Raw genomic sequence first — 11,933 nt, 5'->3', positions numbered from 1 at the left:
TTCGTACACGTCGGCTTCGTACACGTCGGTTCAGTGCGCGTCGGTTCAGTGCGCGTCGGCGATGTGCTGCGTACCGATGCGCTTGCGGAACACCCAGTACGTCCAGCCCTGGTAGAGCAGCACCACCGGAGTGGCGATGCCCGCGCACCAGGTCATGATCTTGAGGGTGTAGGGGCTCGACGAGGCGTTGGTGACCGTCAGGTTCCAGGCGTCGTTCAGCGAGGACGGCATGACGTTCGGGAAGAGCGTCAGGAAGAGCATCGCCACGGCCGCGGTGATGGTCAGGCCCGAGAAGGCGAAGGACCAGCCTTCGCGTCCCGCCGAGATCGCTCCGATGGCCAGGACCAGCGTCACCACGGCGACGGCCATCGCGATAAGGCTCCAGCCGTTGCCGTTGTCGGCCTGGGTCCAGAGGAGGAAGACCAGCGCGAGTACAGCGGTGGCCAGGCCCAGCTTGAAGGCCAGCGCACGCGCCCGCTCCCTGATGTCCCCGACCGTCTTGAGCGCGGCGAACACCGCCCCGTGGAAGGTGAAGAGGAACAGCGTGACCAGCCCGCCCAGAAGCGCGTACGTGTTGAGCAGGTCCCAGAGGTTGCCGACGTACTCCATGTCGGCGTCGATCTTCACCCCGCGGACGATGTTCCCGAAGGCCACACCCCAGAGAACGGCCGGGATCAGCGAGGTCCAGAAGATCGCGTGTTCCCAGTTGGTCTGCCAGCGCTCCTCGGGCCGCTTCGCCCGGTACTCGAACGCCACCCCGCGCACGATCAGGCAGATCAGGATGATCAGCAGGGGCAGATAGAAGCCGGAGAACAGGGTGGCGTACCACTCCGGGAAGGCGGCGAAGGTCGCGCCTCCCGCGCTGAGGAGCCATACCTCGTTGCCGTCCCAGACCGGCCCGATCGTGTTGATCAGGACACGGCGTTCCTTGCGGTTCCTGGCCAGCAGCTTGGTGAGGACCCCGATGCCGAAGTCGAATCCCTCCAGGAAGAAGTAGCCGGTCCAGAGAACGGCGATGAGCACGAACCAGACGTCGTGGAGTTCCATCTCTCAGCTCCGCTTGCTCTCAGTAGGAGAAGGCCATCGGCCGGTCGGCGTCCTCGTCATGACCGCCGATCCGGGTGGGCGGGTTGAGGTCGGCCTCGGTGAGCTCGGGTGGACCGGCCTTGATGTACTTCAGGAGCAGCTTGACCTCGATGACGGCGAGCACCGCGTAGAGCGCCGTGAAGCCGATCATGGAGGTGAGGATCTCCCCCTGCGAGACCCCGGGAGAGACGCCGTCACGGGTCTGGAGCACCCCGTAGACCACCCAGGGCTGACGCCCCATCTCGGTGAAGATCCAGCCCCAGGAGTTGGCGATCAAGGGGAAGAGCATGGTCCAGAGGGCGGTGAACCAGTAGATCCTGGCGAGCTTCGGGCTCAGCGCCTTGTTCCTGAACAGGACCAGATTCGGCACCTCGTCCTCCCCGGTGCGCAGCGCCGGTGGCAGCAGGAACTTCCGACGTGTGAGCCACAGCCCCAACAGTCCGAGCCCGAAGGACGCCATGCCGAAGCCGATCATCCAGCGGAAGCTCCAGAAGGCGACCGGGATGTTGGGCCGGTAGTCACCCGGGCCGTAGGTCTCCTGCAGCTGCTCGTTGATGTCGTTGATGCCTGGGACGTACGAGGTGAAGGTGTTGTCCGCGAGGAAGGACAGCACGCCGGGGATGGAGACCTCCACGTCGTTGTGTCCCTCGGCGACATCGCCGACCGCGAAGAGCGAGAACGGTGCGCCCTCCTCGCCCTCCCACAGGGCCTCCGCCGCGGCCATCTTCATCGGCTGCTGCTTGAACATCACCTTGCCGAGCGTGTCTCCGCTGACGGCGGTGAGCATGCCCGCCGCCACGACCGTGACCAGTCCGACCCTCAGCGAGGTGCGCATCACCCGGATGTGCTTCTTGCGGGCCAGGTGGAAGGCGGAGATGCCGACCATGAACGCGCCGCCGACGAGGAAGGCCGCCGTGATCGTGTGGAAGAACTGGGTGAGCGCGGTGTCCTGGGTGAGCACCTTCCAGAAGTCGGTGAGCTCGGCACGGCCGCGTTCCTCGTTGATCCGGTAGCCGACCGGGTGCTGCATCCAGGAGTTGGCCGCCAGGATGAAGAACGTCGAGAGGATCGTGCCGATGGACACCATCCAGATGCAGGCGAGGTGGATCTTCTTCGGCAGCTTGTCCCAGCCGAAGATCCACAGGCCGATGAAGGTGGACTCGAAGAAGAACGCGATCAGCGCCTCGAAGGCGAGCGGAGCGCCGAAGACATCACCCACGAACCGCGAGTAGTCGGACCAGTTCATGCCGAACTGGAACTCCTGCACGATGCCGGTGACCACACCCATGGCGATGTTGATCAGAAAGAGCTTGCCCCAGAACTTGGTGGCCCTGAGGTACTTCTCGTTGTCCGTCCGCACCCACGCGGTCTGCAGGCCGGCGGTGAGCGCCGCGAGCGAGATCGTCAGAGGGACGAACAGGAAGTGGTAGACGGTGGTGATGCCGAACTGCCAACGCGCCAGAGTCTCTGGTGCCAGAGCCAGGTCCACGCCGCTTCTCCTTACGTCGCCGTGATCACCGCCACAGCTCGCCCCATCAATCCACCCGATCACGGGAGAAACGGGACTAGCTTGTGAACGCGTTCACATTCACAAGCATTATGGCGCACACATGCTCGAGCCCGTCGAGCGGGGGGGTGGTTTCCGGCCGACCCCGCCGAGCCGCCCGAAAACGGACACGGCCCGGCGCGCACGGAACTGCGCCGCAGTGGCCACCGGAGCGACACCCGCTTCCGGCACGACAGCGGCCCCGGGCCTCATGGAGCGAGGTCCGGGGCCGCTGGAGATCACGGGGCGCCGGGCAGGGCCGCCGGAGGCCGCGCCCGCCGTGGCCGCCGAAGATCGCGAAGAAACACCGCCACCGGAGTCGGCGCGGGGCGCACCCGCAGCAGCGTCAGGGGGCGCGCCGTCACAGCTCCTGTCGGTACGCCTCCGCCACCTTCAGGAACACGTCGTTTGCCTCGGACTCCCCGATCGTGACCCGCACACCCTCACCGGCGAACGGCCGCACGACCACACCGGCCCGCTCGCAGACCCCGGCGAAATCGAGCGTACGGTCCCCGAGCCTCAGCCAGACGAAGTTCGCCTGGGACTCCGGGACGGTCCAGCCCTGCCGCACGAGGCCCTCGTACACCCGGGCACGCTCGCCGACCAGCGCGCCGACGCGTCCCAGCAGTTCGTCCTCGGCGCGCAGGGACGCGACGGCGGCGTCCTGGGCGACCTGGCTGACGCCGAAGGGGACGGCCGTCTTGCGCAGCGCCGCCGCCACGGGCTCGTGCGCCACCGCGAAGCCGACCCGCAGGCCCGCGAGACCGTAGGCCTTGGAGAAGGTGCGGAGCACGGCGACATTGGGCCGCTCCCGGTAGATCTCGATGCCGTCCGGCACGTCCGGGTCCCGGATGAACTCCTTGTACGCCTCGTCGAGCACCACCAGCACGTCGGAGGGCACCCGGTCCAGGAACCGCTCCAGCTCCGCCCGGCGCACCACGGTGCCGGTCGGGTTGTTCGGGTTGCAGACGAAGATCAGCCGCGTCCGGTCGGTGACCGCTCCGGCCATGGCGTCGAGGTCGTGCACCTCACCGCCGGTCAGCGGCACCTTGACGGATGTCGCCCCACTGACCTGGGTGATGATCGGGTACGCCTCGAACGAGCGCCAGGCGTAGATGACCTCGTCGCCCGGACCCGAGGTGGCCTGGAGCAGCTGCTGGGCGACACCGACCGAGCCGGTGCCGGTGGCCAGATGCGTGACGGGCACACCGAAACGGTCGGCCAGCTCGTTCATCAGGCCGGTGCACGCCATGTCCGGATACCTGTTGAAGGAGGCGGCAGCGGCGAGCGCCGACTCCATGACACCGGGCAGCGGGGGATACGGGTTCTCGTTGGAGGACAGCTTGAAGGCAACCGCTCCCTCGGCGCCCGCCGGCTTGCCCGGCACATACGCAGGGACGCCGTCCAGCTCGGCGCGCAGCTTGGGGCTCGTCTCGCTCACCGCAGGTCCTCCTCGACCGTCCGTACACATCAATACTGCTCACCTTATGAGGATTGGGCGCGCCTGCGAATGGCCCGAAGCCGGGAATCCTCCGCCCCGGCGGGAAACGCCGGGCATGCACGGCTCCGGCACCCTTCGGGAGGGGGAGTGCCGGGCATCCCGCCGCGCGCCGGTCGCTCACTCCGTGGCGCGCATCCCCCGAACAGGTGAGTTGAGACCTCTTCGAGACATGAGCCATTCAGCAGGTCCATGCGCGTCGATGCATGACACATCGACCCACAGGCCCCCAACACCCTTGCTTAGCAAGGTATTTACACCTTTCTGATCATGCAGAAACGTGCCTGTCAACGCGTGCATATGCGACCGGCCCAACCAGGCATCGGAGCCCTACTATCGGCTCGCTATGACAGCAGCAGGGAAGCACCAGGTGAGCCGGACAGAGACGCCCCGGCGCAGCGGCCGACAAGGACGGGCGGGCATCCGGGATGTGGCCGCGGCGGCCGGAGTCTCCATCACGACCGTGTCCGACGCCCTCAACGGCAAGGGCAGGCTCCCGGACGCCACCCGCCGCCATGTCCGCGAGGTCGCCGAACGACTGGGCTACCGCCCGTCCGCCGCGGCCCGAACCCTCCGCACCGGCAAGTCGGGCCTCATCGGTCTGACCGTGACCACCTACGGGGATGAACCTTTCACCTTCACGGAGTTCGCGTACTTCGCGGAGATGGCGAGAGCGGCCACATCGGCCGCCCTCGCCCGTGGCTACGCCCTCGTGATCCTGCCCGCCACGTCCCGCCACGACGTCTGGTCCAACGTCGCCCTCGACGGAACGGTCGTGATCGACCCCTCCGACCAGGACCCCGTGGTCACCGAACTCGTGCGCCAGGGCCTTCCCGTCGTCTCCGACGGGCGCCCGGCAGGAACACTTCCGGTCACGGCCTGGGTCGACAACGACCACCGCGCGGCCGTCCTCGATCTCCTGGACCACCTGGCCGCCGCGGGAGCACGCCGCATCGGGCTGCTGACGGGCACCACCACCGACACGTACACCCGTCTCTCCACCACCGCCTACCTCCACTGGTGCGAGCGGGTGGGCCAGGATCCGGTCTACGAGTCCTATCCCGCCCACGACCCCTGCGCCGGCGCCGTCGCCGCCGACCGCCTCCTCGCCCGCCCCGACCGCCCCGACGCCGTCTACGGGCTCTTCGACCCCAACGGGACCGATCTGCTCGCCGCCGCACGCCGCTACGGCCTGCGGGTCCCCGACGACCTCCTGCTGGTCTGCTGCAGCGAGTCCACCGTCTACGCGTCGACCGAGCCCCCGATCACCACGCTCTCGCTGAAGCCGCGCAGAATCGGCACAGCAGTCGTCCAGCTCCTCATCGACGCCATCGAAGGGGTCGAGCACGACGGTCCGGTGGAGCAGGTGATACCGACGGAGCTCATCGTCCGGACGTCCTCGCAACGGCGTCCGCCGCGCACCACGGTCAGCGCACCCCGCTCACCTGCCGGGGACTGATCGGATCAATCCGGACCAAAAGGTCGGTGAACCAGCTGTGGCTCAGGATTCACCACCCCTGGTGCGTCACACAGCACGATCCGCATTCCTATGATGGGCGCACGACACCGCGGACCACCTCTACCAGGCAGGGCCCGTCAGGTGTACGGAGGCGCGACGGTGGTGGAGGGGTCGATGACTCAGGGGGCCGGTCAGGAACCCGTAGTGCGGACAGCGACGTTGCGTGACTTCCGCGTACCGCCGTATGCGCAGGTGCCGATGCCCCCGCCCTTGCCGCACCCCGGCAACGCAGCGGTGGGCGACGAGCCGCCGGAGGGGTACACCCCCACCGAGCGCGATCTGCCCGTGATCAACCGCGGTGACACCGTCCAGGTGCGGACCGTCCCCGAGCCCCGGCCCGCCGACGCCCGGGGCCGCGGTCCGCTGTACGTCGTCGGTGACGTCCACGGTTATCTGGACGAGCTACTGGCGGCTCTCGGCGCGCAGGGCCTCATCGACGCCGACGGCGGATGGGCGGCCGGCAACGCCAGGCTCTGGTTCCTCGGCGACTTCACCGACCGGGGCCCGGACGGCATCGGCGTCATCGATCTCGTCATGCGCCTCTCCGCCGAGGCCGCGGCGGCGGGCGGGTACTGCAAGGCCCTCATGGGCAACCACGAGCTGCTGCTGCTCGGCGCGAAGCGGTTCGGCGACACCCCGGTGAACTCCGGCGCGGGCACCGCGACCTTCCAGGCCGCCTGGCTCCTCAACGGCGGCCAGAAGACCGACATGGAGCGGCTCCAGGACGTCCATCTCCAGTGGATGTCCCGGCTCGACGCGGTCGTCGAGGAGGACGGGCATCTACTGATGCACTCCGACACGACGGCCTACCTCGACTACGGGTCCACCATCGAGGACGTCAACGACACGGTGCACGCCATTCTCACGCGGAACGACGCCGACGAGTGCTGGGATCTCTTCCGCAAGCTCACCAAGCGGTTCGCCTTCCGCGACGAGGGCGGCGCGCAGGCCGTGCGCGAGCTGATGTCGACGTACGGCGGACAGCGCGTCGTCCATGGCCACAGCCCCATTCCGTACCTGCTGGGCGAGGTCGGCTCGGAGGACGGCGAGGACACGGCACGCCCCGTGGTGGACGGCCCGCACGTCTACGCGGACGGGCTGGCCATCGCCATGGACGGCGGAGTGACCATGGCCGGAAAGCTGTTGGTGGTCCAACTTCCCCTGCATGACTGAGGAGTACGCGGGAAGACGCATCACGACCCGACTCCGTCGGCGGCTGGGCCTATTTCCGGAAACCCCCTGTCACCCCGTGCCGTAGGCGCTCTACCATCGGCGTATCAGTAGCAGGCTCTCCTCCGTTTCCGCCCGATTGCCCGGCCCCACGCGGTCGATCAGGCCTTACGGAGCATCGGGGGATGCACATGAAAAGCGCTCCGCACCTGCTGGCCGAGGACCGCCCCGAATACGAGCGGATCCTTGCCGACGCGCTGCGTCATGCTCACGAACGACCGGATCTGGACGGAGTCGGCGACCGGCTCAACGCGGAACAGCTGCGGACGATGGCGCTGGACGCCACGCCCCTGATAACCGCTGCCGCCGCCACCGAGTACGAGCACTACGTCAAGGTCCGCGGCGAACTGCGCGGACCGGACGATCCGGCGGCCCACGACTCCGTCCTCGAACCCGCCACGCACGAACCGGATCCCACGGGCGCAGGCACCCTGGCGGTGATCACCGTGCTGGCTCCCGTCCTCGCCGGAGCCGCCGCCCTGATATTCCTGCTGGTCGGTTACGTCCTCAAGGCGCTCAGCCCGGAACCCGCCTTCGCCGGGACCATGGTCACCGCCGGATGGTTCTTCGCCGCCGTCGCCGCCGCCGCCATCCTCGTGGCGGCGGTGGGGCTCCTCCTCACCGCGCTGCGCAACGGCGCCACCGCGCTGCCCGCCATGGACGAGGAGGAGGAGCTGCCGGAGGACGTGGCCCGCGCCAGGGAGGCCTGGCGCCACGCCCTGCTGGAGCGCGGCATCCTGCCCTTCCTGCGGGACGCGCTCGCCGACCCGACCGCGGGCCCTGCCGCGAGGACGCCGCGCAGGTCGGCCCATCGCATCCCGAAGGTCGGCTACAGCAGACCGGACTTCACCGGGCCCCAGGACGGCCCCTCGGCAGGACCGCGCCCCACCTTCACGAGTCCGGACTTCACCAGCCCGGACTTCGGCGGGCCCGAGCACCAGCCGGAGTGACCGGCAGGCGCGGCGCAGGGCTTCCCACGACACCGCGTCGCGCCCCCCGCCTCCGCCGAGGAGAAACCGGGACCGGTGACGCGGCGGGCCCACCTCCGCCGAGGCGGCCGGGGCAGGTGACCTGGTGGGCCCGCCGGCGAGGCGGCCGGGTCAGCCGGCCGACCTGCCCCCCGTCTCCGCGATCGGCAGGTAGACCCTGTTGCCCGCCGCCGCGAACTCCCTGGACTTCTCGGCCATCCCCGCCTCGATGTCGGCCCGTTCGTCCCCGTGTTCCCGCCGGATGTCGTGGGAGATCTTCATCGAGCAGAACTTCGGGCCGCACATCGAGCAGAAGTGCGCCGTCTTCGCGGGCTCCGCCGGCAGGGTCTCGTCGTGGAACTCCCGTGCCGTGTCCGGGTCGAGCGCCAGGTTGAACTGGTCCTCCCAGCGGAATTCGAACCGCGCGTCCGACAGCGCGTCGTCCCACTCCTGCGCCCCCGGATGCCCCTTGGCGAGGTCCGCCGCGTGCGCCGCGATCTTGTACGTGATAACGCCCGTCTTCACGTCGTCGCGGTTCGGCAGCCCCAGGTGCTCCTTGGGCGTGACGTAGCAGAGCATCGCCGTCCCCCACCAGGCGATCATCGCCGCACCGATGCCCGAGGTGATGTGGTCGTAGGCGGGAGCGACGTCGGTGGTCAGCGGGCCCAGCGTGTAGAACGGCGCCTCTTCGCAGATCTCCTGCTGGCGATCGATGTTCTCCTTGATCTTGTGCATCGGGACATGCCCCGGGCCCTCGATCATCGTCTGGACGCCGAACCTCTTGGCGACGGTGTTCAGTTCGCCGAGGGTACGGAGTTCGGCGAACTGCGCCTCGTCGTTGGCGTCGGCGATGGAGCCCGGACGCAGCCCGTCGCCGAGCGAGTACGTCACGTCGTAGGCCGCGAGGATCTCGCAGAGCTCCTCGAAGTGCTCGTACAGGAACGACTCCTTGTGGTGCGCGAGGCACCAGGCCGCCATGATCGACCCTCCGCGGGAGACGATGCCGGTCTTGCGCCGGGCCGTCAGCGGTACGTACGGCAGCCGGACTCCGGCGTGCACCGTCATGTAGTCGACACCCTGCTCGGCCTGTTCGATAACCGTGTCCTTGTAGATCTCCCAGGTCAGCTCCTCGGCCCGGCCGTCGACCTTTTCCAGGGCCTGGTAGAGGGGCACCGTGCCGATCGGGACGGGGGAGTTGCGCAGGACCCACTCACGGGTCGTGTGGATGTTGCGGCCGGTGGAGAGGTCCATGACCGTGTCGGCACCCCACTGGGTGGCCCAGGTCATCTTGTCCACCTCCTCCTCGATGGAGGAAGTGACCGCGGAGTTGCCGATGTTGGCGTTGACCTTCACCAGGAACCGCTTGCCGATGATCATCGGCTCGATCTCCGGGTGGTTGACGTTGGCCGGAAGGACGGCCCGGCCCGCCGCGATCTCCTCGCGCACGACCTCCGGTCCGACGTTCTCCCGGATCGCCACGTACTCCATCTCCGGGGTGATCTCCCCCCGGCGGGCGTACGCGAGCTGCGTGACCGGCTGTCCGTCGCGGCTGCGGCGGGGCTGACGGGGGCGGCCGGGGAAGACCGCGTCGAGGTTGCGCAGGCCACCGCGCGGGGACGTGTGCCTGAGCCCGTCGTCCTCGGGGCGCGCGGGGCGGCCCGCGTACTCCTCGGTGTCCCCGCGGGCGATGATCCAGTTCTCCCGGAGGGGCGCGAGTCCGCGCCGTACATCCGTGTCGGTGGCAGGATCGGTGTACGGCCCGGACGTGTCGTACAGCGTCACGTCCTTGCCGTTGGTGAGGTGCACCTGACGGACCGGCACCCGGAGGTCCGGGCGCGAGCCCTGGACGTATCCCTTGTGCCAGCCGATGGACTTCCCGGCCTCGTCGCTCTTCGGAACATCCTGCGCATTCTGCGCAATTCGCTCCGAGGCAGGCGTGCGTGCGTCCGCTGTGGTCATGAGACCTACTCCCTACGCCGGCATTACCCGGTAACAGGTTCGGCGGTCGGCGCAGCGTGTCCCGTATGGATATACGGAGGTCAGCGCCCTCTCAGCCCGGTGCTCCGAGCTCCCGCGTGTGCAAATGTGCCTCCACGCTAACCTCCGGTCCAGCGTGCTGACCAGAGGGCCTCCCCCGTTCTTGGGATGATCGCCCGGTGACGTCTCCCGGAAGCGCCCCCGAACCACACGGCCCCGCGACAGGAAGTTCGCAGAGCCATGTGCACGCCCACTCGCACACCCACGGTCCCGCCGCGCCGGTGTCCAAGCACCTGCGCAAGGTCATCGCCGCCGTGGTGATCCCCTTCGCCACGGCGGTGCTCGTCGGCCTCGTGGCGTTCTGGCCGGGCGGCGCACCCGCCCACGAGCGCACGGGGGTCGGCTTCGACCGGCAGACCCAGGACGGGCGGGTGACGAAGGTCGTGTCGGTCGACTGCGCGGACGTCAACGCCTCCCAGGTGCCGGCGACCGGCGACACGTCCATGGCCTCGGGGCAGGAGGCGGTCAACGAGCAGTCCGGGGAGTGCAAGAAGGCCACGGTCGAGGTGACGACCGGTGACGACAAGGGCCGTACGTTCGTCGAGGTCATCCAGCCGGATGCCCCCCGGCAACTGCGCGAGGGACAGAAGGTGGTCGTGGCGTACGCGCCCGACGCCCCCCGCGACCTGCAGTACTCGGTGACGGACGTGGACCGCTCGGTCCCGATGGCTCTGCTGGCCGGGATCTTCGCCCTCGCGGTCGTCGTGGTCGGCAGGATGCGAGGGCTGATGGCGCTGATCGCGCTCGCCGTCTCGTTCGGCGTGCTGACCCTGTTCATCCTGCCCGCGATCCTGCAGGGGTCGAATCCACTGGTGGTCGCGGTGATCGGGTCGAGCGCCATCATGCTGATCGCCCTCTACACCTGCCACGGACTGACGGCGCGCACCTCCGTGGCCGTGATCGGCACCCTCATCTCACTGCTGCTGATCGGGCTGTTGGGCTCCCTGTTCATCGGCTGGGCCGGCCTGACCGGCAACACGGACGACAACACCGGCCTCATCCATGGCCTGTACCCGGAGATCGACATGAGCGGCCTGCTGCTGGCCGGTGTGATCATCGGTTCGCTCGGTGTTCTCGACGACGTGACCGTCACCCAGACGTCAGCGGTCTGGGAACTCCACCAGGCGGACCCGACGATGGGTGTACGACGGCTCTACCGGGCAGGTATCAGGATCGGGCGCGACCACATCGCCTCGGTGGTCAACACCCTCGTACTCGCCTACGCGGGCGCCGCGCTGCCCCTGCTGCTGCTCTTCTCCATCGCCCAGAGCAGCGTGGGCACGGTGGCCAACAGCGAGCTGGTCGCGGAGGAGATCGTCCGGACGCTGGTCGGATCCATCGGGCTGGTCGCCTCGGTGCCGGTGACGACGGTGCTCGCGGCCCTGGTGGTCTCCGCGGACCGTACGGGGCTCGGCGCGGAAGCCGGAGCTCCTGCACCCGCACGGACCGGGAGGGGCCGACGTCGCAAGGCGTGAGCCAGGACGCCGGACTCATGGCCCCGGACCACCGGTGTTCGATGTTCAGCCGGACCTTCCCGGTCAGCCGGCGTTCTGTTCCTTGGCCAGGATGCGGCCGAGCGCCTCTTCGAGATTGCCGTCGAAGTCACCCAGCGTGTGCTCCTGCCCCAGTGGCACCAGCTTGTCCGTCCGGTCGAGAAATGCCACAAGAGGCGCCGTGCCGGCCCGGAAGAGCGCGCGGTCGGCGCCTACCTGAAGGCGGATGTGTACATCGGAGAGCCCTTCGGGCTCGGTCGGGCCGATGTGCACATCACCGTCACCACTGGGGCTGTTGAGGCCGTCGAGCAGCAGCTCGCGGCCGAAAGCCCAGGTGACGGGGGCGTCACCGGGGAGGTGGAAGGTCATCCGGATCGCGTACGGATCACTGACCTCGTACCGGAGCTCCACAGGAATACGGAACGAGAGCTCCTCGGAGACGAGGAAGCTCATCATGACCTCTGCTTGAACCGACTCGCGCATCGTTCAACCCCGCAGTAGATGAAACTGGCCAGGAATGATCCCCCATGGCCCTATTGACGCCATCGTGGTGCAA

Annotated in this window: 9 protein-coding genes; 4 read left to right on the top strand and 5 right to left on the bottom strand. The window is 68.5% G+C overall.

Features of this window, described 5'->3' with window-relative positions; all coding sequences use genetic code 11:
- Positions 1-45: 45 nt before the first annotated feature.
- The 3 genes from cydB to hisC form a co-directional block, all read right to left on the bottom strand.
- Positions 46-1,047, bottom strand: a complete 1,002-nt coding sequence (gene cydB / locus AMK10_RS27335) for a cytochrome d ubiquinol oxidase subunit II (RefSeq protein ID WP_073750758.1) — start codon at positions 1,045-1,047, stop codon at positions 46-48.
- A gap of 19 nt (positions 1,048-1,066) precedes the next feature.
- Complete coding sequence (locus AMK10_RS27330; protein ID WP_073750757.1) at positions 1,067-2,575, bottom strand: cytochrome ubiquinol oxidase subunit I; 1,509 nt, start codon at positions 2,573-2,575, stop codon at positions 1,067-1,069.
- Between the two features lie 418 nt (positions 2,576-2,993).
- Positions 2,994-4,073 (bottom strand): histidinol-phosphate transaminase, encoded by a 1,080-nt coding sequence (hisC, locus tag AMK10_RS27325; protein ID WP_073750756.1) that lies wholly within the window; start codon positions 4,071-4,073, stop codon positions 2,994-2,996.
- A 403-nt stretch (positions 4,074-4,476) separates the two neighbouring features.
- On the opposite strand from hisC, the gene AMK10_RS27320 reads away from it, so the two are divergent.
- The 3 genes from AMK10_RS27320 to AMK10_RS27310 all read left to right on the top strand — a co-directional run bounded on the left by AMK10_RS27320 (position 4,477) and on the right by AMK10_RS27310 (position 7,829).
- A complete protein-coding gene (locus tag AMK10_RS27320) occupies positions 4,477-5,589 on the top strand; it encodes a LacI family DNA-binding transcriptional regulator (protein ID WP_073750755.1) in 1,113 nt (370 codons plus the stop codon).
- Between the two features lie 174 nt (positions 5,590-5,763).
- On the top strand, positions 5,764-6,822 hold the full coding sequence (locus tag AMK10_RS27315) for a metallophosphoesterase (RefSeq protein WP_073750754.1): 1,059 nt from the start codon (positions 5,764-5,766) through the stop codon (positions 6,820-6,822).
- A gap of 182 nt (positions 6,823-7,004) precedes the next feature.
- A complete protein-coding gene (locus AMK10_RS27310) occupies positions 7,005-7,829 on the top strand; it encodes a hypothetical protein (RefSeq protein ID WP_073750753.1) in 825 nt (274 codons plus the stop codon).
- Positions 7,830-7,979: 150 nt separating this feature from the next.
- Here the strand turns inward: AMK10_RS27310 and thiC are convergent, their stop codons facing one another.
- The gene (gene thiC, locus AMK10_RS27305) at positions 7,980-9,806 is read right to left on the bottom strand and encodes a phosphomethylpyrimidine synthase ThiC (RefSeq protein ID WP_073750751.1); all 1,827 of its coding nucleotides are present in this window, start codon (positions 9,804-9,806) and stop codon (positions 7,980-7,982) included.
- 197 nt (positions 9,807-10,003) lie between these two features.
- On the opposite strand from thiC, the gene AMK10_RS27300 reads away from it, so the two are divergent.
- The gene (locus tag AMK10_RS27300) at positions 10,004-11,359 is read left to right on the top strand and encodes a YibE/F family protein (RefSeq protein WP_073750749.1); all 1,356 of its coding nucleotides are present in this window, start codon (positions 10,004-10,006) and stop codon (positions 11,357-11,359) included.
- A 63-nt stretch (positions 11,360-11,422) separates the two neighbouring features.
- Here the strand turns inward: AMK10_RS27300 and AMK10_RS27295 are convergent, their stop codons facing one another.
- Entirely contained in the window at positions 11,423-11,860 is a 438-nt protein-coding gene (locus tag AMK10_RS27295) for an SsgA family sporulation/cell division regulator (protein WP_073750747.1), read from the bottom strand.
- Positions 11,861-11,933 lie beyond the last annotated feature (73 nt).

The organism is Streptomyces sp. CB02058 (assembly GCF_001905505.1).
Taxonomy (GTDB): domain Bacteria; phylum Actinomycetota; class Actinomycetes; order Streptomycetales; family Streptomycetaceae; genus Streptomyces.
The sequence above is the reverse complement of the archived record's forward strand: the minus strand, read 5'-3'. Positions and strand labels throughout refer to the sequence as shown.

Excerpts from the sequence above, each read along its gene's own strand:
- AMK10_RS27310 (WP_073750753.1), top strand. The coding sequence starts at position 7,005 with ATGCACATGAAAAGCGCTCCGCACCTGCTGGCCGAGGACCGCCCCGAA.
- AMK10_RS27320 (WP_073750755.1), top strand. The coding sequence starts at position 4,477 with ATGACAGCAGCAGGGAAGCACCAGGTGAGCCGGACAGAGACGCCCCGG.
- AMK10_RS27295 (WP_073750747.1), bottom strand. The coding sequence starts at position 11,860 with ATGCGCGAGTCGGTTCAAGCAGAGGTCATGATGAGCTTCCTCGTCTCC.
- cydB (WP_073750758.1), bottom strand. The coding sequence starts at position 1,047 with ATGGAACTCCACGACGTCTGGTTCGTGCTCATCGCCGTTCTCTGGACC.
- thiC (WP_073750751.1), bottom strand. The coding sequence starts at position 9,806 with ATGACCACAGCGGACGCACGCACGCCTGCCTCGGAGCGAATTGCGCAG.
- AMK10_RS27315 (WP_073750754.1), top strand. The coding sequence starts at position 5,764 with ATGACTCAGGGGGCCGGTCAGGAACCCGTAGTGCGGACAGCGACGTTG.